At 53.0% G+C, this 21861-nt stretch carries 21 protein-coding genes and 2 other annotated features; of the genes, 6 read left to right on the top strand and 15 right to left on the bottom strand.

The window, feature by feature from the left end; translation table 11 throughout:
• Positions 1–69: 69 nt before the first annotated feature.
• Complete coding sequence (gene pta, locus EVJ22_RS08850) at positions 70–1059, bottom strand: phosphate acetyltransferase (RefSeq protein WP_071398464.1); 990 nt, start codon at positions 1057–1059, stop codon at positions 70–72.
• A 337-nt stretch (positions 1060–1396) separates the two neighbouring features.
• On the opposite strand from pta, the gene hemQ reads away from it, so the two are divergent.
• Complete coding sequence (gene hemQ, locus EVJ22_RS08845; RefSeq protein WP_071398465.1) at positions 1397–2170, top strand: hydrogen peroxide-dependent heme synthase; 774 nt, start codon at positions 1397–1399, stop codon at positions 2168–2170.
• 228 nt (positions 2171–2398) lie between these two features.
• On the opposite strand, the gene EVJ22_RS08840 is transcribed toward hemQ, so the two are convergent.
• A complete protein-coding gene (locus EVJ22_RS08840; RefSeq protein ID WP_071398466.1) occupies positions 2399–3334 on the bottom strand; it encodes an ATP-grasp domain-containing protein in 936 nt (311 codons plus the stop codon).
• A 154-nt stretch (positions 3335–3488) separates the two neighbouring features.
• On the opposite strand from EVJ22_RS08840, the gene EVJ22_RS08835 reads away from it, so the two are divergent.
• The gene (locus EVJ22_RS08835) at positions 3489–4985 is read left to right on the top strand and encodes a potassium/proton antiporter (protein WP_071398467.1); all 1497 of its coding nucleotides are present in this window, start codon (positions 3489–3491) and stop codon (positions 4983–4985) included.
• 116 nt (positions 4986–5101) lie between these two features.
• Entirely contained in the window at positions 5102–5545 is a 444-nt protein-coding gene (locus tag EVJ22_RS08830; RefSeq protein ID WP_071398468.1) for an Hsp20/alpha crystallin family protein, read from the top strand.
• Positions 5546–5576: 31 nt separating this feature from the next.
• Here the strand turns inward: EVJ22_RS08830 and trpA are convergent, their stop codons facing one another.
• The 5 genes from trpA to trpD are packed head-to-tail and all read right to left on the bottom strand — an operon-like array spanning position 5577 to position 9805.
• Positions 5577–6344 (bottom strand): tryptophan synthase subunit alpha, encoded by a 768-nt coding sequence (trpA, locus tag EVJ22_RS08825; RefSeq protein WP_071398469.1) that lies wholly within the window; start codon positions 6342–6344, stop codon positions 5577–5579.
• Positions 6341–7525, bottom strand: coding sequence for a tryptophan synthase subunit beta (gene trpB / locus EVJ22_RS08820; protein WP_071398470.1), 1185 nt, complete (start codon positions 7523–7525; stop codon positions 6341–6343). The genes trpA and trpB overlap by 4 nt, the downstream gene beginning before the upstream one ends.
• Complete coding sequence (locus EVJ22_RS08815; protein WP_071398471.1) at positions 7507–8082, bottom strand: phosphoribosylanthranilate isomerase; 576 nt, start codon at positions 8080–8082, stop codon at positions 7507–7509. Before EVJ22_RS08815 ends, trpB begins: the two co-directional genes overlap by 19 nt.
• Positions 8058–8819 carry an indole-3-glycerol phosphate synthase TrpC gene (gene trpC / locus EVJ22_RS08810; RefSeq protein ID WP_071398472.1) on the bottom strand — a complete coding sequence of 254 codons (762 nt, stop codon included), beginning with the start codon at positions 8817–8819 and terminating at the stop codon, positions 8058–8060. Before trpC ends, EVJ22_RS08815 begins: the two co-directional genes overlap by 25 nt.
• Positions 8816–9805, bottom strand: coding sequence for an anthranilate phosphoribosyltransferase (trpD, locus tag EVJ22_RS08805; protein WP_071398473.1), 990 nt, complete (start codon positions 9803–9805; stop codon positions 8816–8818). The genes trpC and trpD overlap by 4 nt, the downstream gene beginning before the upstream one ends.
• A gap of 56 nt (positions 9806–9861) precedes the next feature.
• Positions 9862–10087: a binding site (T-box leader), on the bottom strand.
• A gap of 55 nt (positions 10088–10142) precedes the next feature.
• Positions 10143–10373 (bottom strand) — a binding site (T-box leader).
• A 189-nt stretch (positions 10374–10562) separates the two neighbouring features.
• Here trpD and EVJ22_RS08800 point away from each other — a divergent pair.
• A complete protein-coding gene (locus tag EVJ22_RS08800) occupies positions 10563–11930 on the top strand; it encodes an amino acid permease (protein ID WP_370246367.1) in 1368 nt (455 codons plus the stop codon).
• Positions 11931–12017: 87 nt separating this feature from the next.
• On the opposite strand, the gene EVJ22_RS08795 is transcribed toward EVJ22_RS08800, so the two are convergent.
• From EVJ22_RS08795 to EVJ22_RS08785, 3 genes are all read right to left on the bottom strand, one after another.
• A complete protein-coding gene (locus EVJ22_RS08795) occupies positions 12018–13595 on the bottom strand; it encodes a murein hydrolase activator EnvC family protein (RefSeq protein WP_071398474.1) in 1578 nt (525 codons plus the stop codon).
• Between the two features lie 462 nt (positions 13596–14057).
• A complete protein-coding gene (locus tag EVJ22_RS08790; protein ID WP_131443738.1) occupies positions 14058–14423 on the bottom strand; it encodes a DUF423 domain-containing protein in 366 nt (121 codons plus the stop codon).
• A gap of 12 nt (positions 14424–14435) precedes the next feature.
• On the bottom strand, positions 14436–15041 hold the full coding sequence (locus tag EVJ22_RS08785; RefSeq protein WP_070329139.1) for a trimeric intracellular cation channel family protein: 606 nt from the start codon (positions 15039–15041) through the stop codon (positions 14436–14438).
• A 94-nt stretch (positions 15042–15135) separates the two neighbouring features.
• Between EVJ22_RS08785 and EVJ22_RS08780 the strand changes: the two genes are divergently transcribed.
• On the top strand, positions 15136–16773 hold the full coding sequence (locus EVJ22_RS08780; protein ID WP_071398476.1) for an ABC1 kinase family protein: 1638 nt from the start codon (positions 15136–15138) through the stop codon (positions 16771–16773).
• Here the strand turns inward: EVJ22_RS08780 and EVJ22_RS08775 are convergent.
• Complete coding sequence (locus tag EVJ22_RS08775) at positions 16712–18304, bottom strand: GNAT family N-acetyltransferase (RefSeq protein ID WP_071398477.1); 1593 nt, start codon at positions 18302–18304, stop codon at positions 16712–16714. The two genes, EVJ22_RS08780 and EVJ22_RS08775, sit on opposite strands and share 62 nt — an antisense overlap.
• On the bottom strand, positions 18297–18812 hold the full coding sequence (locus tag EVJ22_RS08770; protein ID WP_131439368.1) for a glycerol-3-phosphate acyltransferase: 516 nt from the start codon (positions 18810–18812) through the stop codon (positions 18297–18299). The genes EVJ22_RS08775 and EVJ22_RS08770 overlap by 8 nt, the downstream gene beginning before the upstream one ends.
• Positions 18813–18898: 86 nt before the next feature.
• Between EVJ22_RS08770 and EVJ22_RS08765 the strand changes: the two genes are divergently transcribed.
• Entirely contained in the window at positions 18899–20311 is a 1413-nt protein-coding gene (locus tag EVJ22_RS08765; RefSeq protein WP_131443736.1) for an NAD-dependent succinate-semialdehyde dehydrogenase, read from the top strand.
• Between the two features lie 37 nt (positions 20312–20348).
• Here the strand turns inward: EVJ22_RS08765 and EVJ22_RS08760 are convergent, their stop codons facing one another.
• The 3 genes from EVJ22_RS08760 to EVJ22_RS08750 form a co-directional block, all read right to left on the bottom strand.
• A complete protein-coding gene (locus EVJ22_RS08760; protein WP_131443735.1) occupies positions 20349–20981 on the bottom strand; it encodes an HAD family hydrolase in 633 nt (210 codons plus the stop codon).
• 119 nt (positions 20982–21100) lie between these two features.
• Positions 21101–21466, bottom strand: a complete 366-nt coding sequence (locus EVJ22_RS08755) for a rhodanese-like domain-containing protein (protein ID WP_070329175.1) — start codon at positions 21464–21466, stop codon at positions 21101–21103.
• A gap of 107 nt (positions 21467–21573) precedes the next feature.
• The gene (locus EVJ22_RS08750) at positions 21574–21846 is read right to left on the bottom strand and encodes a DUF5327 family protein (RefSeq protein ID WP_070329143.1); all 273 of its coding nucleotides are present in this window, start codon (positions 21844–21846) and stop codon (positions 21574–21576) included.
• Positions 21847–21861: the final 15 nt, after the last annotated feature.

Raw genomic sequence — 21861 nt, 5'->3', positions numbered from 1 at the left:
CTCCTTTTCCAATAGTTTACAACTACGAATCAAAAAAAGCATCCTCCGCTGTGGGAAGATGCTTCTGACTTACGCTTCGTTGCGCTCGTCAATCGCTTGTGCCGCTGTGATGAGCGTCAATTTATAGACGTCTTCTTCATTACAGCCACGCGACAAGTCATTGACTGGCTTGTTGAGACCTTGAAGGATCGGTCCAATCGCTTCGAATCCACCGAAACGTTGAACCATCTTGTAGCCGATGTTCCCAGCTTCGAGGCTCGGGAAGACGAAGACGTTGGCGTTACCCGCCACATCAGAACCTGGTGCTTTCTTCGCTGCCACGCTCGGGACGAACGCTGCATCGAACTGAAGCTCACCATCGATTGGAAGGTGTGGCGCTTTCTCTTTGGCGAGACGCGTCGCTTCGATGACTTTCTCGGTTTCAGGCGACTTCGCCGAACCTTTCGTCGAGAAGCTGAGGAGCGCGACTTGCGGCTCGATGCCGAACGTCTTCGCCGTCAACGCTGACAAGTAGGCGTTCTCAGCAAGGTCGGCCGCGTCCGGTGCGATGTTGATCGCACAGTCCGAGAAGACGTATTGCTCATCGTCACGTACCATGATGAACACACCTGACGTCTTTTTGATGCCTTCTTGCATCTTAATGATTTGGAGTGCTGGACGGACCGTGTCGGCTGTCGCATGCATCGCACCCGAGACGAGACCTTCCGCTTTGCCCGTGTGGACGAGCATCGTACCGAAGTAGTTCACATCTGACGACAACAATTCACGAGCTTGTTCAGCCGTCGCTTTGCCTTTACGGCGTTCGACGAACGATTCGACGAGCGTGTCGATATCTTCGTATGTCGCTGGGTCGTACTGTGTCAAGTTCGAGATATCAAAGCCGTGTTTCGCTGCAACTGCATCGATGTCCGCTTTCGGACCTACGATGATCGGGTTGACCATGCCGTCATTTTTTAAACGGACTGCAGCTCCAAGGACGCGCTCATCGACGCCTTCTGCTAAGACGATGGTCGGACGAATCGGGCTGACTTTTTGCTTCAACGTGTCAAATAATTTCATGGTAAGTGAACTCCTTTTCGATTGGAAGATATCTATGTTTTCTCTTTAGGACACAATTGTCCGTATGCGTGTCTTATTATACACAGTCCTTTTTTTAAAATAAACTATTCTGCCCATATCGTCATAAATCGCTTGAAATCAGTCATTATATGAATAGAACAGTTCTGTATTTATGACTGATACAGGTTGCTGTGAAGCCGTTTACATTTCTGTGTCCGCGTTTTTCTTTAGTTTGTCTCGCTTGTGACTACTCTCACAGATAGCGCCAAATTTGCCAGGCGGTAAAGTGTCTGTGGTAAAATAAACAGCGAAGCCAAGTCTCGAAAGGAGTTTTTTCATGTCAGAACGTCCAGCACCGACAACCGAAACACAGCACGCAGCCGCCACATTAGACGGTTGGTATACGCTTCATGATTTCCGCTCGATCGATTGGACACGCCTAAAAGCGGTCGACAAGGCGGCGCGTCAAGAAATGATTGAGGAGTTCGTCGCCTTCCTCGCCTCGCTCGAAGACGTCGAAACACGCGGAGAAGGCAGTCACGCCTTCTATTCGATCCTCGGTCAAAAAGCGGACGTCGTCCTCATGGTCCTTCGTCCGACGTTCAAAGAGCTCGAACAAGTCGAACTCGCCCTTCGTAAGACAAAACTGTACGACTATATGATCCCATCGTACTCTTACGTCTCAGTCATCGAACTCGGCATGTACCGCGGCTCTGGTGACGGGGATCCGTACGAGAACCCGCACATCCGCTCGCGCTTGTACCCGACGTTGCCGAAAGCAGCCCACATCTGCTTCTATCCAATGAGCAAGGCGCGCCGTGACGAGGACAACTGGTATACGCTGTCGATGGACGAGCGGAAAGACCTCATGTACCGCCACAGCATGATCGGCCGCAGCTATGCCGGCAAGATCCAGCAGTTCATCGGCGGATCGACCGGATTTGACGGCTGGGAATGGGGCGTCACGCTCTTCGCGGAAGACTCGCTCCAATTTAAGAAGATTGTTTATGAGATGCGTTTCGATGAAGTCAGCGCCAAATATGGCGAGTTTGGTGACTTCTACGTCGGAAACATCCTTCCAAAAGAAGAACTCGGCACATTCCTCGGTTGATTGAGGTTTACGCATCGACCCCCTCGGGAAACATCGTTGTAGAGGCACTTACAACAATGATCAATGAGGTGAACAACGATGCGCGTGTTCAAGGAATCAGATCGAGACACTGCAAAACGTTTAGATTCGTTCATTGAACGAATGACCCCGACAGCAGAGCTAGTCCAAATTCGATTTGAACAACAATTACAACATACACAGCGAAAGGGTCAGGCGAAAGCCTGACCCTTATTTTGTCTTCGCGTGAAGCGCGTCGCCAAGGAACGTCGCGAGTTCCAGCATGCCGTATTGATCTGCCTTCGCTTCCGCGTCCGAGTTATAGTTCGTATTCGTGTTGACGTCGTACGCATAGACGTTGCCGTCATGGTCTTCGATAATCTCGATCCCCGCGACCGCGATATTATTTGTTGCCAAGAACGCTTCTAGTTGATCGATGATCGGATCGGAAAACCCGTCGACGATTTCAAATTTGGCCGGCGACGTCTCGCCGACCGGGCAGAATTGATCTTCAATCGAACACGCATCCGCCGGGCATAGTTCGAACCCTTCCGACGTGTCGACCCGTACCGCGTAGAGGAACTTTCCGCCGATAAATTCACAGCGCGTGATGAACGGTTTCGGCGCTTCGATATATTGTTGGATGAGCGTGATGCCATCGACCGAGTCCTCGAACGCCGGTCCGTACACATACCCTTTCAACGCCCCAATCGAATGGAACAGCTGCACGCCAAGCCCTTTACCAGCACGGTTATGCTTCGTGATGAACGGGCTCATGCCAAGCTTCTCGGCCGCCTCGATGATTTGTTTTTTTCCGACAGCAGCAATCGTCCTCGGCACACGGATCCCTGCTTGACGAAGCGCCGTATACTGGTTCACCTTGCTCACTTCGAGGCGAATCGCCCGTGTCCCGTTGAAGACGGTCCGTCCGTTCGCCTCGAGCCAGGCAAGCACTCCTTCCGTCAGCTCTGGCGCGTAGCGATGCCCGCGCGTATGTGACGACGCGCTCATCCGGTTATAGAAGACCCCTTCAGGCGGCGTCGCTTCAATATCGATGATTCCTTCATCTAAATGCCACAGTTCATATGGAAATGATAACTCCTCGAGCCTTTTGACGAGATGGTCCGTCCACTCATTGTTTTCATGCAAAACGTGAATTTTAGCCATATGAATCCCCCTTTGATACTCCTAATGTACCACACCGATATCCGACTATTCCAATTAGCATAATCAACGATGCGTTCATTCTTATTTCATAACGGTTTCATGGTATAATGAACTTAATAATCTATGTGAAAAGTGACAATTTCAAAGGGAAGTGATGTGTTTGACTGCACCTATTTTAAGTACAGACGTTTTAATCCTCTTGTTCGGCCTCCTCCTCGTCGCAGGGGTTTTGGCCACGCGCGTGTCCACCCGTTTCGGCCTTCCTGCGTTGATTCTGTTCATGGGGATCGGCATGATCATGGGTAGTGACGTCACCGGCTTAATCTTCTTCGATGACTCGAACCTTGCCCAGATGATCGGGATTTCCGCTCTAATCGTTATTTTGTTCGAAGGTGGTCTGCAGACGAAATGGGCCTCGATTCGGAGTGTCCTCGCTCCGTCCGCCTCGCTCGCGACGATCGGGGTCTTATTGACGGCCGGGCTCGTCGCCGTGGCTGTTCGTTTCGTATTCGGTTTCGACTGGATTGAGTCTTTCCTATTCGGTGCCATCATCGGATCGACCGATGCTGCCGCCGTCTTCGCCGCCTTCAAAGGAAAGAACATCGCACCGAAAGTCGGCGCGACACTCGAAGCCGAGTCCGGTACGAATGATCCGATGGCGATGTTTTTAACGATCCTCGCTCTCGACTTCATGTTGAAACCGGACACGACGATTTGGGACGGCATTTGGATGTTCCTTCTACAGATCATCGTCGGGGCGTTCGCCGGGTATATGCTCGGGAACCTGTCACGGCTCATGCTCAATCATTTGCGCCTTGAGTCGAGCGGCCTGCACGCCGTCCTCATGATTTCGATGGCGTTCATGACGTATGGCGTGGCCGCCTACTTCGCCGGCAGCGGCTTGCTTGCCGTCTATCTTGCCGCAATGATTGTCGGGAACGCCCACACCGCCCACGAAGTGACCATCGTCCAATTTTCGGAGGCACTCGCTTGGATCATGCAAATCATCATGTTCGTCATCCTCGGCCTTCTCGTCTATCCGAAACAACTGTTCGATCCAGAACTAATTTGGAAAGGGCTGTTGATTTCATTTTTCCTCATGTTCGTCGCCCGTCCGATCGCCGTTTACTTATCGACGATCGCGATGCCGTTCACTCATAAGGAAAAACTGTTCATCTCCTGGGCCGGCCTAAAAGGAGCGGTCCCGATCGTACTAGCGACGTTCCCGCTCATCGCCGGGATTGACAACAGCCAACTCATCTTCAACGCCGTCTTCTTCGTCGTCGTGACGAGCGCGTTGATTCAAGGAACGACGCTCACACCGCTCGCGGCCAGACTGAACCTGCTCGGGCCGGATAAGATCCGCTCTCCGTATACGATCGCGCTCGTGTCGAGTAAACAGTCGCAGCATCAGCTCGTTCCGTACGTGGCGACAGAAACGTCATCGATGATCGGACGCACGCTCGCTGACATCACGTTACCGCCGAACACGGTCGTCAATGCGATCGTCCGCAAAGATTACCTCATCCCGCCGACCGGGCAGACGAAAATTGAACCAGGCGACTTGTTGTACGTCCTCGCCTCGACATATCGCCACGATCAACTCGATCGCAAGTTCGGGGAAGACGGTCTCGAACGCGTCGAACTATGACGGTCGTTTCTTCAAAAAAATGTCACCACTTTCAGGTTTACCTTTCTTTAAAAACGAACATAGTAGAAGTGACGTCACTTCTACTATGTTCGTTTTTTGTTAAAGGAGGGATCCATATGTTCGACTTGACACCGTTCCGTAAGAACGAGCTTGACCGTTTGCGCAAAGATTTGTTCGGTGATGCGTTCGATCGGATGAACCAGCTGTTCGACCCAAAAGACGGAGCCACTTCGTTCCTCGACTCGTTCAAGCTCGATGTCCGTGACCAAGACGGACAATACGTGATTGAGGCCGAGATGCCGGGAATCAAGAAAGACAATATCCACGTCCGGTACGACAAAGACTACCTCATCCTCTCGGTCGACCAACGAGAAGAAAAAGCAGAAGACAAGGACTATGTGTACCGCGAACGCCGGGTCACGTCGATGCAACGTTCGCTCTATCTTCCGAACGTGAAAGAAGATGCCATCAAAGCGAAACTGACAGACGGCGTTCTCCATTTGACCGTCCCGAAAGCCGACGATGGAACGAGCACCCGGACGATTGAGATTGAAGGCTAAACAAGGATCGTGCCTCGGCACGATCCTTGTTTTATATTTTGACTCGACGCGCCGAGGCGATCAAATCGGCAACGTCTTGCTCGCGTCCTTCGTGGAGCGCCTCGACGATGAAACTGCCGACGACGACCCCGTCACACGCCTCACCGAGCGCTTGGACTTGGTCTTCCCGATGGACACCGAATCCGGCGAGTACCGGGACCGGAGACCGCTCTGTCAACGAGCGCAAATGGGCGAGCAGTTCGTCCGGGAACGCGTCGACTTTTCCGGTCGTCCCTTTGAGCGTCACCGCGTAGACGAACCCTTCGGCCTGACTTAAAATCGTGTCGATTCGTTGTTTGTTACTCGTCAACGTGACGAGCGGGACGACGGCGACCCCGTTCCGTTCAATCCCCGCGAATAGTTCGAGGCTCTCTTCGAACGGCAAATCGGGGATGATGACACCGCTGACGCCACATGCGGCCGCACGGTCGAAGAATGGCTGGATTCCGAACCGGAACACTGGATTCAAGTATGTCATCAGGACGATCGGGACTGAGAAACGCTCAGTTCCTTCTATTAAATAATCCAACACACTAGAGAGCGTCACGCCGTTCGCGAGGGCACGCATCCCGGCCGCCTCGATGATCGGCCCGTCCGCTACCGGATCTGAGAACGGGATCCCGAGCTCGATCGCCGTCGCGCCCATCGCTTCAAGCCGCTCGATCGTCGGAATGAGTTGATCGAGTCCGCCGTCTCCGGCCATGATGTAAGGGACGAACGCTGCCCCGTCTCTATTTCGAATCGCTGTCTCTAAGCTCATTTCCGTCCCACCCTTTCTCGAATCGTATGCACATCTTTATCGCCTCGGCCTGACAGACAGATGACGAGCAGATCGTCCTCGTCCATCGTCGCGGCGAGCGTCTCGGCATAGGCGAGCGCATGTGACGACTCGAGTGCCGGAATGATACCCTCATGTCGACTGAGTGACATACATGCCTCTAACGCCGCCTCATCGGTGACCGCCGCGTAGCGGACACGCTCGATGTCTTTCAAGAAACTATGTTCTGGTCCGACCCCAGGATAATCGAGTCCAGCCGAGATTGAGTGCGCTTCTTGGATTTGCCCAGCCCCGTCTTGTAGCACGTACATGAGCGAGCCGTGGAGCACGCCGACCTCACCTTTCGTGAGCGTCGCTGCATGCTTGTCCGTGTCGACGCCGCTTCCTGCTGCCTCGACTCCGTACAAGGCGACATCCTCGTCATTCAAGAACGGGTAGAACATCCCCATGGCGTTGCTGCCACCACCGACGCAAGCGATGACGGCATCCGGCAAGCGTCCGGTCTTTTCTAAAATTTGGCGCCGTGTCTCTGTTCCAATCACACTTTGGAAGTCACGCACCATCGTCGGGAATGGGTGTGGTCCAAGTACAGAGCCCATGACGTAGTGTGTATCGTCAACGTGTTTGACCCAGTAGCGTAACGCCTCGTTGACCGCATCTTTCAATGTTCGGCTGCCTGACTTGACCGGAATGACCGTCGCCCCGAGCAGTTCCATCCGAAACACGTTCAATTCTTGCCGTTCGACATCGACCTCACCCATGAAAATTGTACATTCTAAGTTGAGCAGCGCGCATACCGTCGCTGTCGCCACACCGTGTTGTCCGGCCCCGGTCTCGGCGACGATTTTCTGTTTCCCCATCCGCTTGGCGAGAAGTGCCTGCCCAATCGTGTTGTTGATCTTATGGGCACCGGTATGGTTCAAGTCCTCCCGTTTCAAGTAGACGTTCGTCCCGAGGCGTCGGCTCATGTTCTCCGCATAATAAAGCGGGGTCTCCCGCCCGACGTATTCGCTGAGCAACTCGTCGAAGCGTTCTTGAAATTCAGGATCTAACTTCGCTTCCTCATAAGCCACCTCGAGTTCTTCAACGGCTTGCATGAGTGTTTCCGGTATATATTTTCCTCCGTATGGGCCAAACTTCCCGTTCACTGGTTGTGTGTACATGGTGTTTCCTCCTTGGCACGTCTGATGAACGTGCGAATTTTATCGATATCTTTCTCTCCATCTGTCTCGACGCCGCTTGAGACGTCGACCCCGTCAGGCCGTACGTCATGCATCGCTTGTCTCACGTTGTCGGCCGTCAAACCACCGGCAAGCCAGAACGTTCGCTGCGGACGTTCCAACTGCAACCAGTCGAGCGTCTCCCCGCTCCCGGGCGTCGGTGCATCCAGTAAGACGATATCCGCCTCCGTCTTGCTACTCGCTTCGATGATCGGCAGGTTGAACTGTCGGAACGTCTCAAGCGGCAACGTGCGCCGGTGCAGTTGGATATCCGTCAATCCGCACGTGATTGCCGTCTCGACCTCATCAAGCGTCGGATCGAGAAACACTCCGACGACACGGACGTGGTTCGGGATCAACTGCCGTAGCCGTTTCGCCGTCGCCACATCGACTTGGCGTGAACTGTTGTTCGCGAACACGAAGCCGATCGCATCGGCCCCGGCTTCAACCGCCGCCGTCACGCTTTCTTCTGTTTTTAATCCACATATTTTAACGAACACGTCTTCAGCTCCTCAATCAACGCCGTCGGGTCATCCTGTCGCATAAGCGCCTCTCCGACGAGAATTGCTTTGGCTCCCGCGTCTCGCAGTCGGCTTGCTGCTTCGCCGGTGCTGACTCCGCTCTCACTGACGAACGCAACGTTCGGATAACGCTTCATCAATTCAATCGATGTCTCAAGCGATACGTCGAACGTCTTCAAGTTCCGGTTGTTGATGCCGATCAGCACGTCCTCAAGTTCGAGCGCCGTCTGGAGCTCGGCTTCATCGTGCACTTCCACGAGCACGTCGAGGCCGATCAGGCGTGCGTGTTGCTTCAACGCGTGCAGGCGAGTCGGATGTAGCGCCGCGACGATCAACAACGCCGCGCTCGCGCCGGCCGTTTTCGCCCGGTCGAGCTGCCGTTCATCGATGATGAAGTCTTTGCACAGGACCGGGATATCGACGGCGTCAGCGACTTGGCGTAAGTCATCGAACGATCCGTTAAAGTACGTCGTATCCGTCAGCACCGAAATCATCGTCGCTCCGGCCCGTTCGTAAACCTGAGCCCGTTCGGCCACATCCAGTTCGGCTCGAATCACGCCTTTTGATGGGGATGCCCGCTTAATTTCCGCGATGATATGAAACCCGTCCGCGACCAGCCGCTGTAACGAGATCGGCTCCGTCGCCGTGACCGTGACGTCTTGCATCTGGTTGACCTCTTCGATTTTCGTCCCGATAATTTTCGTCAAGTAACTCATGCGCCCACCTCCGTTTTTTGTAGTTGCTTAAGGACTCGGGCGGCGTTGCCCTCGTCGATGCTCCGGCTCGCCTCGGCCACACCTTCACGTAACGTCTTGACGGCGCCGTATGTGCATAACGCGAGTGCCGCATTCAACAAGACGACGTCTCGCGCCGGTCCTGCCTCGCCGTTCAAGACGGCGACGAGCGTCTTCGCATTCTCTTCGGGTGTACCACCTTGTAGCGCCGACAGCGGCGCCCGCATCAACCCGACGTCTCGCGGGTCGACTTGATATCGTGCCGTCTGCTCTCCATCAAAGAAGAGCACCTCGTTCGCTCCAGCTAAGCTTGCCTCGTCAAGTCCGCCAGCCCCATGGACGACCATGCCCCGTTCGACTCCGAGATGGCGCATCGCCGTAGCCATCTTCTCGATCAAGTCCGGATGGTAGACACCGATCAATTGACGTCTCGGCTTGAGGGGGTTCGTCAGCGGGCCGATTTGATTGAAGATCGTCGCCGTCCCGAGCCGTTTTCGCACCGGCATGACACGTTTCATGATCGGGTGGACGTGCTGGGCGAACAAGAAGCTCAAGTTCGTTCGCTCAAGTTCGGCTAACACGTCGTCAGCACTTTGGACGATCGGGATATTCAACGCCTCGAGCACGTCGGCGCTACCCGACCGGCTCGACACGCTCCGATTCCCATGTTTCGCGACCGGGATACCAAGTCCGGCGAGAACGAACGCGACGGTCGAACTAATGTTGAACGTGTTCGCTCCGTCACCACCGGTCCCACAAACGTCGAGCACGGGGAGCGTCGTCTCCGGGAACGTCGCCGCCTCACGGATATAATCGGCCAACCCCGCCATCTCTTCGGCCGTCTCGCCGCGTGCTTTCAATGCGAGAAGCACCTCGGTGATTTGCGTTTCATCAGCTTGAAACAACTCGGAAGCCGCCTGTTTCATCTCGGTCGTCGTCACTTGGTTCGTCAGTAGTCGTGTTAACATGTCCGTTCCTCCTTAAGCGATTTGGGTATAAAAAAACTCCATACGACGTCTGTCGTATGGAGGACGGTATGGACCGCGGTGCCACCTCTCGTTGGATCAATCGATCCCACTTTCCGATGCTATCACATCGTATCCTGATAACGGTGGAAGCCGTCACGGCCTACTAACATTCAGCCGTGCTCTCATGAGCCCATTCACGTGACGGTCTCGGTCAGGATCCCACCACCCCTGACTCTCTGTACGAGACTTCTTCACGCTACTCTTCTCAATCATCGATTTAAGATTCAATTTGAAAAACAAAAAAGGGTCACTCGGTCCAACTCACAGCTCACGCTATGAGAAGGACGAGTAACCCCGTGGTGCCACCTTCGTTGGTTCATGTCGAACCCACTTCACGGACAAACATCCGCTTCCCCGTGATAACGGTGGGTAACCCGCTAAAGCCTACTAAAAATTTCGGTTTAGAGCTCGGAAGTCCATTCGCGACGTCCCACATACTGATTCACACCAACCATCAGCTCTCTGTCATGCAGGGACCGTCGTTACTTCTCTTCGTCGACGCCTTTGTTCGTTTCAGTTAAGTTAACTCGTACTATACCGTTCCCGATTCATCCTGTCAAACAAAAGTGTGCAAAAAAACTTTGCTTCTATAAGTGCGGACGAATCGACCGCATGTTTCAGAACGTCGCAAGTTGACACGTGATTTTTTTGTCTGCTATAGTCGTCCCCAACAACACTTCACTCAACTAAAGGAGATTTGACTTTGGAAACTAGTAAACTAAAACGTGAACTGTCGACCCGACAGCTCACGATGATTTCGCTTGGCAGCGCCATCGGAACGGGCCTCTTCCTCGGAAGCGGCCTCGCCATCCAAACGGCAGGACCGAGCGTGCTCGTCAGTTACGCCATCGGGGCGTTTATCGTCCTCTTGCTCATGGGTTGTCTCGCCGAGATGACCGTCGCTCATCCGACTTCAGGCTCGTTCGGCACGATCGCCGAGCGTTATGTCCATCCGCTCGCCGGCTTCTTGGTCCGTTACTCGTACTGGATCGCCAACGTCCTCGCAATCGGGGTCGAAGTGAGCGCAATCGCGATTTACATGCGCTACTGGTTCCCGGATGTGAACGGATTCGTCTGGGTCGCCGTGTTCGGCGGATTGCTCATCTACGTCAACGCTCGGCACGTCCATACGTTCGGGACGACCGAATACTGGTTATCATTCATCAAAGTCACTGCCATCATTCTTTTCATCGTCCTCGGTGCGGCCGCACTGTTCGGCCAACCGGGCTCACCGATCGAATCGATCACGACCGGAAATGAAGGGTTCTTCGCTTTCGGATTTTACGGCATGTGGGTGACGATTTTCATCTCGCTCTTCAGTTTCCTCGGGACAGAGCTCGTCGCCGTCACGGCCGGCGAGGCGAAAGACCCGGACCGCGCCGTACCGAAGGCGCTGCGGGCGACCGTGCTCCGCTTGACGTTCTTCTATTTGATCACGATCGCCATCATGCTCATGCTCATCCCATGGCAGCAGGCTGGTATCGATCAAAGCCCGTTCGTCCTCGTCATGCAGCAGTTTGACGTGCCTGGCGCGGCCGGTATTTTGAATTTCGTCATCTTGGTCGCCGCCTTGTCGGCGATGAACGCGCAATTGTATGCATCGACGCGCATGATGTACTCGCTCGCCGAAGCTGGCGACGCACCGCGTATCTTCAAAAAAGTAAGCGCCAGTGGGATTCCGATGCCTGCCTTGTTCGTTTCGACAGGCGGAATCGTCCTCGCGGCACTGCTTCAAGTGTTCATGGAGACGTCGTATCCGTTCCTCATGGGCATCTCGATGTTCGGGGCGATTTTCACATGGTTCATGGTGTTCGTCTCACACTTGTTCTTCCGCAAAAAATGGACGGGGCGTAAACTCCCTGTCCGTATGATCGGCTATCCGTTCTTACCACTCCTCGGTGCCGGACTGTTGCTCAGCCTGATGATCACGACATGGTTTACCGATTTCAACATCTTGCTCAAGTTCGGGATCCCATGGTTGGTCGGCTTGACGATCATCTATCTCGTCCGCGAGCGGTTCCGTAAGACTGACACAAAACAAGACGACATCGAGCAGGCTAATTAAAAATAGTGCCTATCCGCAATGGATGGGCACTATTTTTTCGCAAAAACGAGCACCCGTCGCGATTGACGAGTGCTCGTTTGTTTAGGATTAGAAGAACTGACGTGGGTTGACGGTGCTACCGGCGCTCGAAGACGAGTACGAGTAGCTGCCTTGGTGGATTTCAAAGTGAAGGTGCGGGCCTGAAGAGTTTCCAGTGTTCCCGAGCGTTCCAATGTTTGATCCTTGCGTCACACGCTGACCAGCGCTAACTGATACCGAGTTCATGTGCGCATAGACAGTCGTCCAAACTTGACCGTCGATGACGTGGGCGATCATGACGTGGTTCCCGTAAGCACCACCCCATCCAGCTCGAATGACTGTTCCAGTTGCCGAGGCACGGATCGGTGTTCCGACTGGTCCGGCGATATCGACACCGTTATGGAACGAATAGCCGAACTGTCCGCTTGCCGGTCCGAAACCTTGCGAGAAACGACCAGTCGTCGGTTGAATGAATTTCGCGCTCGATGGTGCCGGTGCCGAAGCTGTCGGCGTAGTCGGTACCGGTTTAGGAGCCGGTGCCGGTTCTGGTGCCGGCTTTGGCGCTGGCTTAGGCTTAGGTGCCGGTGGTGCAGCCGGTTTAGAAGCTGTCACATTATTTTGTGTCGTTTGGTTTGAAGACGACGATGACTGGGAATTAGTATTACTGTTCTGCTTTTTCTGAACAGCAGCTTGTGCAGCAGCAGCTTTAGCCGCTTCTTCTTGACGTGCAGCTTCAGCTCTCGCTTCTTCGGCTTGTTGCGCGGCCGCTGCTTTGGCAGCCTCAGCTTGGCGTGCCTCTTCGGCTTTACGAGCCGCTTCTTGACGTGCTGCTTCTTCCGCACGACGACGCGCTTCTTCTTCTTCACGGCGCTGTGCTTCGATTTCAGCTGCAATCGCTTCTTCTTGAGCGATCAACGTCGCTTCGATTTCTTGTAGGTCGAAGATTTGCGTTTCAAATTCGATATTTTTCTCTTCGAGTTCTTTGATGCGAGCTTCACGCTGTTTCATCTTCTTCTCGAGTTCGGCTTGACGCGCTTCGAGTGCTTTCTGTTGCTCTAGAAGCGAGGCCCGCTCTGCTTTAAGTGCGGCTTGTGCTTCTTGAAGAGACAGACGTGTCGCTTCGTAGTCGTTGAACAACTCTTGGTCGCTACGTTGGATCGTACCAGCCGTGATCATGCGCGTGATCAAGTCAGAGAAGTTTTTTGATCCAAAGATGAATTCAGCCCAGTTGATTGAACCGCCACCGTTCGTTTGCATCGTGGCCATCCGCTCTTTCATCATTTTTTCTTGAGCGATCATCTTTTTCTCGTAACCTTTAATGTCCGCTTCGAGATCTTCAATCTTCATCTCGGTACGTTTGATTTCTTGGCGTTTCGCCGCTACGTCGTAGATGATGTCTTGAAGCTGAGCGTCCATCTTATTGACTTCTTCTTGTACCTTCGAGATTTCTTTAGTGTTCTGTTCGATTTTCGAAGACGTATTTGATTGATTCTGTTTGACGCTATTGCGTTGTTCTTTAACTTTTTTCTGTTGCTCTTGTTTTTCTTTGATTGTCGTCGAGGCATCGGCTACCGAGTGCGTGCCGAGAAGCAAGGCGCTTAGCGTAAGTGTCGAGACAGTACGTTTCCAATTGATCAATGCAGACATCCTTTCTAATTTGACGGTCTAGTTTTACATACTCTATTTAAGTCGGTCGTTTTGCTATGTAACAAAAACGATTAATTTTTCAGTTTCAACACGGCTAATTATATCGAAGTCTCGAATGTTTTCCTGTTAAAGTTATATTTCACTTTGATTACGACAAAGAAGAGGGAGAGCCGTTGGCATTCCCTCTTCTTTGTATTTCAACGTTTTTTCGATTTTTTATGGTTTGAAACGTTTCTGTCATAGTAGCTGAAAATAGCAAATCATTTACCTTATTTCAAAAAAGCATATTCCAGCATTTTTTCTAAACTCATCCATTTCCAAAAAACGTAAAAAAGGTCAGTCTGACTTCTCGCTCAAGGCGAAGATGACAGGACTGACCGAATGTTCGTTGCGGGTGTGAAATCGAGGGGTCTCACACGTCTAATCATACAGACGAAGTGTTAACGCTCGATGGACATTTCGTTACAGTTTGAACGCACCGATGATGACGAACACCCATGCCGCGATGAAAAGAACACCGCCGATCGGTGTGACCGCTCCAAGTTTCGTGATACCTGTAAGCGCCATGACATACAAGCTGCCCGAGAAGAACAGGATGCCGGCAAACATGAGCCAACCGGCTGTGTTGAATTGACTGATGCTCACTTTCATCAAAATACTAGCGAGCGCGATGATGCCGATTGCATGGATCATGTGGTACAAGACCCCCGTCTGCCAGTTCGCGAGCATGTTCGGTGCCAGACGCTCTTTCAATGCGTGGGCCCCGAACGCGCCGAGTGCGACACCAAGCGCCATCAAGGCAGCACCGGTAATGAGTAATAATTTCATACGATTTCCCCCTTATCTCACTTTTCGTGCTGGTAAATTCCACTTCCGATAGTAGGATATCACTCGAAGCGTCGCGACGACAATCAATAACGCATACACTGGAAGTCCGCCTTCGAGCCGGAAGTAGTATGTGACGACCGCGATGATGATTGCCCAAATCGCGTACACTTCCGCCTGCAAGACGAGCGGTTTGCGCCCTGCGAGCAAGTCGCGGACGACACCACCGCCGACTCCGGTCAGGACGGCTGCCGCAATCGCTGCTGACAACGGCAAATCCAACTTGATGGCCACTTGCGCCCCTTGGAAAGAGAATGCGACCAAGCCGATCGCATCGACGATGACGCCCCATCTTTCCCAATGCGGCAAGACGACGCTCGGGAGCAGGAAGATGAGGAGCGCGACGAGAAAACAGAGAATAAATAAATCATTTTGTTGCCAAATCAAACTGACGGGGTTGCCGAGCAAGACGTTGCGGATCGCCCCGCCGCCGAAAGCAGTCGTGAAGGCGAGCAACCAAACTCCAAAAATATCGTACTTTTCGTCCATCGCGATGATGGCTCCACTCGCCGCGAACGCAATCGTTCCGACGACGTTCAATAATTCCCACTCCATAAACATCCCTTGCCCTTTCTCGAAAGCATTATATGGTAAAGTAAAGATACAAAAAATCAGATCAGTCGAGCGACTGCTTGTAAAGGATGTCGGTATTTTTATGAAACGAATCGCCTTGTTCCGCATATGGATCATCGTCACAATGTTCGCCCGATTCATCATTAAGATTTATTCATTCTCTCGCAAACAGCAGCAGGGTCTCACCTCTCCGGAAGAGTATGAGGCGCTCATGTTGCAGCTTGCCCGCGAGTATAAACGTAACGCGCTCCGCCTAGAGGGACTGTTGATCAAGCTTGGTCAATTTTTGTCGATCCGGGCCGACTTGCTGCCGCCGTCCGTCCTTAATGAGTTGTCAGAGCTCGTCGACCGTGTACCGACGTCAGGTTGGGACAAGTCTCGTGCCATCCTCGAAGCCGAATGGGGCGTACCGTACACCCAAGTCGTGAAAGACGTCGGCATCGACGCCGTCGCCTCCGCCTCGATCGGCGAGGTCTACGGGGCCACGCTTCTTGAAAACGGGAAACGGGTCGCGCTCAAAATCCAGCGCCCGGACATCGAAAAAATCATCCGTACCGACTTCAAAGCGATGCGAATCGTCACGACGATGCTCAAACGGACACCGCTCGCCAAATCGACCGACTTAGATAGCTTATATCGCCAAATGATTTTTGTCATCGGGGATGAACTAAATTTCCAAACCGAATTAAAAAACGCGCTGTATTTCAAAGCGAAATATGCTGAAAATCCAGATGTTTATATCCCGGGCTACTACGACCATTTATGTACGAATCGGGTATTGACGATGGATTGGGTCGACGCCCGTCGCATCACCGATATTGCGTTCTTAAAAGAAAACAATATCGACCGCTCCGCTCTCGCCGAACGACTATTTACGATGGCCGCGGAACAACTATTATTCGGCGGACAGTTCCACGCCGACCCTCACCCTGGGAACGTCCAAATCCGGGCCGACGGAACGATCATCTTGCTCGACTTCGGCATGGTCGGCTCGTCGACCGCGCAAGATATGGCGACGATCCGGAAGATCTTGCAGGCGTTCATCTCGCTCGATTACGACGGTGTCGTCGATGCCCTCGAAGACTTGCGCTTCTTGTTGCCGACGGCGAATAAACATAACATCCGCCAAGCAATCGAAAAGGCGGTCACATTCTATTTAGAGACCGACATTGATACGGTCGATACGAAATTGATCGAAAAAGTGCTGCAAGATATCCAACTGCTCGTGAAGAACGAGCCGATCCAACTGCCGGCCGAGTTCGCCTTCTTCGGTCGTGCCGCCTCGACGTTGCTCGGGATTTTACAGATTCTCGACCCGAAAATCGATTTGTTCACGCTCGGTAAACCGATTGTGATTCAATGGCTCGAATCAGACGGGACGACAATCCAAAACCGCTACGTCATGACGGCGCTCAACTACGGCAAGAAACTGTTGAACGTACCGCCGTTGCTCGAGAACTATTTGAAAGAGCCGACCCGGAAACGGTTGTCTGAGCAGGCGATGTTCCAACGCGAGCTCGAATCGAAAGAATTGCTCCATCGCCAGACGTTCAACTCGGGTGTCATTGTTCTCGGATTGCTCGTCGGTCTGTTCGGCTACATCCGACCTGACGAATGGCTATTTTGGTCAGGTGGTGTCGTCGCCGTCGTCTCCTACTTTAATTCAAGACGCCTCGGTCGAAAAATTCGCCATTTGGCTCGCCAAGATTTTCGTGTCTGATCCCGTCACTCATTTGAGTGACGGTTTTTTTCTGGAGCCACCTCCCGATATACGCGGCGACTTGTTGCATGTCCCGTTCGGTCGTCCATCCCATCGTCGAGACCTGGACACAGTTCAACTGTTGTAAATACATACTTTCGTACTGAATGTGATAACCGTAATATGCTAATTGTCGTCCCAATTCGATCGAGGACCGATCTTCCGGTAACATAATCGATAAAATACCAGGCGATTGATCGTCCCCAGTTTCGATTGCTACGCCCCGACCTAGCAGTTCCTTCAGGCAAACATCCATCTTGGATTGATGGGTACTCACCTCTTTTTCAGTCAATTCGTCCAACGCAATATCCATAGCTTGAATGAGTGGGACGGATTGTGTGAAGGCGATCGGATTATAGCTCGCCAAATCGAGATAACGTGGAATCGACGAGTTCGGGATGGGGCGATCCCGCATCGCGACAAAGGCTAGCCCAGGCGCATTACGAAGTGCTTTTCCTGATACAAACGTCACCATGTTTGCGAAAGCATAGTCCGTCTCAAACGTCCCGACCGTGCTAATCGCATCAATTGCGAGTATGGTTTTGCGCCGGTGTACGTACTGACGCAATCCTTCCACATCAACTAATTTTCCAGTAGACGTCTCGCAATGGACCGTCCAAATCCAGTCCGGTTTGTATCGCTCGATCTGTTGCACCGGGAGACGTTTACCGGTTTCGAGTGTCAGGACATCAAACTCGAGACGCGCTCGTCTGGCATGATCGATAAGTCGCCGCCCGAACTCACCCGTATCAAAAATCAAGCCACGGCCGGTCAATTGCGCCGCGACTGCATCGTTTGCGACTGTCCCACTCCCTAACAATGTGTATATGTGCGGTAGATTGATGCGCGTACTCAGTTTTGTCTCGACCGAACGAAGTACACGAATTGCTTCGGCCGAACGATGTGATAACGGTTGGGTGGCAAGAGCTGCGCGCACCGCGTTCGATAGTTCGACAGGTCCAGCGAGGAGCAACTTCGGACGCAGCGTTCGAGCGGTCTCAGACCCCATGAATGCCGCGCGCGTCAGCTTCATTGGAATGTATAGTGCCTCCTCCGGCCCGACCGGATCTGCGAAAGGGATAAATCCGAACCGTCGATACAATTTCTGTTCGCGGATCGTTCCACTAATCACAATCCCTTCCACATTACGTTCAATCGCCTCAGCGAGCATAGCCCGCATGAGTCCGGCAAACGTCCGAGTGTTACGGTAGGCTGGAATTATGGCCAATAGCCGGACCTCGATCCACTCGCCCGGTGGTAGGGTAACTCCTTTCTGTTCTAGCGAAAACGGGTGCTCGTCACGAATAGAACACATCGCAACGAGTTTCCCGTCCGCTTCTCCAATCCAGTATGTATTCGTATTATGGAAACGATCGACGAGACGACGCTCCAAGTTAACTTGATGTTGCGGGATTTCTTCCACGAACGTCTCATAATTCAAACGGTGAATCGCTTCCTCATCATTCGGCATCGCTTTTCGAAATTCAACCATGTGATGTCCCCCTTATGTGATGATACAAGATGACTGCAAGAGCCATGACCGCCAATACGAAATCCGTCGTATCTCCCCAAGCGGCAAGAGGTAGCAGAAACAACATGACGAGCCCTGTTTCGCGCGAGTTGCGCGTTATTTTAATGAGAAGTAATAAAAGTACAAGCCCTCCCACGAACCAAATCGGGTTATACGCTAAAATAATTCCAGAAAACACAGCGTATCCTTTCCCACCAGTTCGGATATGCCAAATCGGATAAATGTGTCCGAGCGTCAGCGCTAGCGCCGTCTCAAAAAAAAAGGAACCACTCAATGATAGAACGAGTACTGTCTTCAAGACATCAAAGCCATAGACGAGAAGAAACGCCCAAATACCGCCACTCCGTAACGCGTTCCGGGCTCCCACATTCCCCGATCCGCTCGAAGCCAAGTCTTGACCACTCACCATCCCGTATAATCGCCCGCCGAGCATGCTACCAACGAGATAGCCTACGACGACAATCCACATGTTTAACTCTCCCCTTTGTAAAATTGTGTATGTTTTTTGAAATCGGGTACTTTTACAATGTGACTTAAATGAAAGGGGAAATCAAGATGCGAGCTGAGAACAACTTCATTAACGGTGAATGGATCGAGACGAATGAGACAATCGAGGTCCGAAATCCGGCGACCGGTAACGTAATAGCAACCGTGACAAAGAGTGACGAGACCGAGGCCGGCCTCTCTGTCGACGCGGCCCAGGCCGCTTTAAAAGACTGGCAACAGCGGACAGCCGAAGACCGGGGCGCCCTACTGCTCGAATGGCATCGCTTGATCGATGAAGAGACGGAAGCGCTCGCGCGAACGATGGTCGAAGAACAAGGCAAACCGCTGAAAGAAGCGATCGGCGAAATCCGTTACGCCAACGGATTCATCGAGTGGTATGCCGCGGAAGGACGACGCGTCTATGGTGAGACGATCCCTGCTTCTTCAAACGAGAAACGTATTTTCGCGATCAAACAACCGGTCGGCGTCATCGCTGCCATCACGCCCTGGAACTTCCCGGCGGCGATGATCACCCGCAAATTGGCACCGGCTCTAGCGGCCGGTTGCACCGTAGTCTTGAAACCGGCCTCGGCGACACCGCTCACAGCGATTGAACTCGTCAAATTGGCCGAGAAGGCCGGTTTCCCGAAAGGTGTCATCAATCTCGTGACTGGCAGTGCCGCTCGTATCGTCAACGTTTGGCAGCACGATTCACGTGTACGCAAGCTGACGTTCACCGGATCGACCGAAGTCGGCAAGACGCTCATGCGCGGTGCCGCCGACACGATGAAGAAGATCTCGCTTGAACTCGGTGGCCATGCCCCGCTCATCGTCACGGCGAAAGCGGACCTCGACAAGGCCGTCCCACAAGCGATCGCGACCAAGTTCCGTAACGGTGGACAGACATGCGTCTGCGCTAATCGGATTTACGTCGAGAGTTCGATCGTCGACGAATTCTCCGAGCGGTTCATCGAGGCCTTACAAGCGCTCAAGGTCGGAAACGGGCTCGACGACGGCATCGACATCGGTCCGCTCATCGACGAGGCTGCGGTCGAGAAAGTGATGAAACACCTCGAGGACGCCCAAATCCGTGGGGGTGAGATCACCGGCGGCGAACAGCTTGACGGCTTGTTCGTCCGGCCGGCCGTCGTCCGCTATGCGAACGAAGATATGCTCTGCATGAACGAGGAAACGTTCGGGCCCGTCGCCCCGATCGCTTCGTTCAACACGCTCGACGAAGTCATCGAGCGGGCGAACGCCACGCCGTTCGGCCTCGCGTCTTATATCTTCACACAAGATATTAACGAGGCCCTTTACTTGGCGGAATCGCTCGAATACGGGATTGTCGGCGTCAACGATGGCCTGCCTTCGACCCCGCAAGCGCCGTTCGGCGGATGGAAACAGAGCGGTCTCGGCCGTGAAGGCGGTCATCACGGCATCGAAGAGTTTTTAGAAGTGAAATATATTTCGCTTGGACTATAAAAAAAACGCCTGTTGAAAAAATTCAACAGGCGTTTTTTCAGTTGTCGAGCCACGTCACCAAATCATTTGGCGTCGCAATCACATAATCGGCGAGCGCCCACTCGTCCTCGTTCCCGAAGCCGAATCCGGTCAAGACGACCGGGAAATCATGGGCCCGGCCCGCTTCGACGTCCGACTTGCGGTCACCGACCATGACGTACTTCGCCTCTCCGTGGCGCAGGCGGTGCGCCGTCAAAATATCGGCCTTCTTCTCGCCGCCAACCGATTCGAGACATTCAGGTGCCGTCATGAACTGACGGATGCCTTGCGTATCGAGGATCAAGTTCATATAGTGAACGCCACAGTTGCTTGCCGTCGTCAACGTATGCCCGTTCGCACGAAGCGTCTCGAGCATATTGTAGATGCCGTCAAACAAGACGTTTTGTCCCTCCATCGCCTGCTCGAGCGTCTCGTGACGAAGTTTGCGGATGAGACGGATTTCTTCACGCGTCGCCTCCGGGATGACGTGCTCCCAAAAGGCGTCACCAGCCAAACCGTAGCCAGACCGGACCGCGTCCTCACTCGGCTTTTCAAGATGCGGAAGCTGTTCGAGCGCCTCGTGAATCGCTTTCGTCATCGGAACGGTCGTGTCGACGAGCGTCCCATCGATATCAAATAAAATGACTGCCATGTCGGTATCCCCTCTCTTTTTCCTATTCTCCTACCGTAGCAGACTCGCTTCCAAATCAAAAGTAGAAACATCAGCCCACAAAAAAAACGGCTGAACGAAATCGTTCAACCGGTTGTTGCTCAGCCGCGCCAGAAGCTCATGCCGCCTTTGACCGAGTAGACGTCTGTATAGCCCGCACTCTTCAGCATCGCCGCTGCCCGCTGGCTCCGCATCCCGCTTTGACAGATGACGTAAACGGGACGTTCTTTATCTTTTGGGTATTGTGCTGCCGCGTTACCGAACCCTGAGAGCGGTACGTTTTTCGCTTGTTTAATGTGCCCGCCTTTATATTCGTGCGGCTCCCGCACATCGAGCAGTTGAATGTTGCGCTCTTCCGCAATCTTTCGCTTCAACTCGTCCGTCGATACTGTTTTCGTGCTGTTTCGCTTCGTCCACCAAAAATAAATCAATCCGATCACCACTGCGACAAACAAAAAATCAAGCATGGGCACGCCTCCGTTGTTTAAAAGTTTTAGTATCTCCATTATACCCCCTATGGTATATAAGTCAATGTGGACGCCTCATAAAAAAAGCCATGCCACGAGGGCACAGCTTAGAAATCGAGCAGCGAATCGGTTTTAGGTTCGTCCTCATCCTCTAGAGGGATGCCGAGGAATGCGGCCATTTGCCGGTCTAACGGTTGCTTCGGCTCCGCCGAGACGACAGGTGCCTGTGCGACCGGTGCGGCGGGAGTCGCCTCCGCCAACATGAGCTCACAGTAACCCATCAACTTGGCCAGATGGCGCTTTTGCGTCTCTCCACTCGACTGTTCGATTTGACTCATCACGTGTTTCATTTGCGCGATGACTTGTTGCTCAGTGATCATAGGTCGAACACATCC

The organism is Exiguobacterium sp. SH0S7 (assembly GCF_004337195.1).
Taxonomy (GTDB): Bacteria; Bacillota; Bacilli; order Exiguobacteriales; family Exiguobacteriaceae; genus Exiguobacterium; species Exiguobacterium aurantiacum_A.
Note: the sequence above shows the minus strand (reverse complement) of the source record. Positions and strands in the feature narration are given on the sequence as shown.

Coding starts and splice junctions, on each gene's coding strand:
- pta (WP_071398464.1), bottom strand. CDS start 1,059: ATGAAATTATTTGACACGTTGAAGCAAAAAGTCAGCCCGATTCGTCCG.
- hemQ (WP_071398465.1), top strand. CDS start 1,397: ATGTCAGAACGTCCAGCACCGACAACCGAAACACAGCACGCAGCCGCC.
- EVJ22_RS08840 (WP_071398466.1), bottom strand. CDS start 3,334: ATGGCTAAAATTCACGTTTTGCATGAAAACAATGAGTGGACGGACCAT.
- EVJ22_RS08835 (WP_071398467.1), top strand. CDS start 3,489: ATGTGTTTGACTGCACCTATTTTAAGTACAGACGTTTTAATCCTCTTG.
- EVJ22_RS08830 (WP_071398468.1), top strand. CDS start 5,102: ATGTTCGACTTGACACCGTTCCGTAAGAACGAGCTTGACCGTTTGCGC.
- trpA (WP_071398469.1), bottom strand. CDS start 6,344: ATGAGCTTAGAGACAGCGATTCGAAATAGAGACGGGGCAGCGTTCGTC.
- trpB (WP_071398470.1), bottom strand. CDS start 7,525: ATGTACACACAACCAGTGAACGGGAAGTTTGGCCCATACGGAGGAAAA.
- trpC (WP_071398472.1), bottom strand. CDS start 8,819: ATGAGTTACTTGACGAAAATTATCGGGACGAAAATCGAAGAGGTCAAC.
- trpD (WP_071398473.1), bottom strand. CDS start 9,805: ATGTTAACACGACTACTGACGAACCAAGTGACGACGACCGAGATGAAA.
- EVJ22_RS08795 (WP_071398474.1), bottom strand. CDS start 13,595: ATGTCTGCATTGATCAATTGGAAACGTACTGTCTCGACACTTACGCTA.
- EVJ22_RS08790 (WP_131443738.1), bottom strand. CDS start 14,423: ATGAAATTATTACTCATTACCGGTGCTGCCTTGATGGCGCTTGGTGTC.
- EVJ22_RS08785 (WP_070329139.1), bottom strand. CDS start 15,041: ATGTTTATGGAGTGGGAATTATTGAACGTCGTCGGAACGATTGCGTTC.
- EVJ22_RS08780 (WP_071398476.1), top strand. CDS start 15,136: ATGAAACGAATCGCCTTGTTCCGCATATGGATCATCGTCACAATGTTC.
- EVJ22_RS08775 (WP_071398477.1), bottom strand. CDS start 18,304: ATGGTTGAATTTCGAAAAGCGATGCCGAATGATGAGGAAGCGATTCAC.
- EVJ22_RS08770 (WP_131439368.1), bottom strand. CDS start 18,812: ATGTGGATTGTCGTCGTAGGCTATCTCGTTGGTAGCATGCTCGGCGGG.
- EVJ22_RS08765 (WP_131443736.1), top strand. CDS start 18,899: ATGCGAGCTGAGAACAACTTCATTAACGGTGAATGGATCGAGACGAAT.
- EVJ22_RS08760 (WP_131443735.1), bottom strand. CDS start 20,981: ATGGCAGTCATTTTATTTGATATCGATGGGACGCTCGTCGACACGACC.
- EVJ22_RS08755 (WP_070329175.1), bottom strand. CDS start 21,466: ATGCTTGATTTTTTGTTTGTCGCAGTGGTGATCGGATTGATTTATTTT.
- EVJ22_RS08750 (WP_070329143.1), bottom strand. CDS start 21,846: ATGATCACTGAGCAACAAGTCATCGCGCAAATGAAACACGTGATGAGT.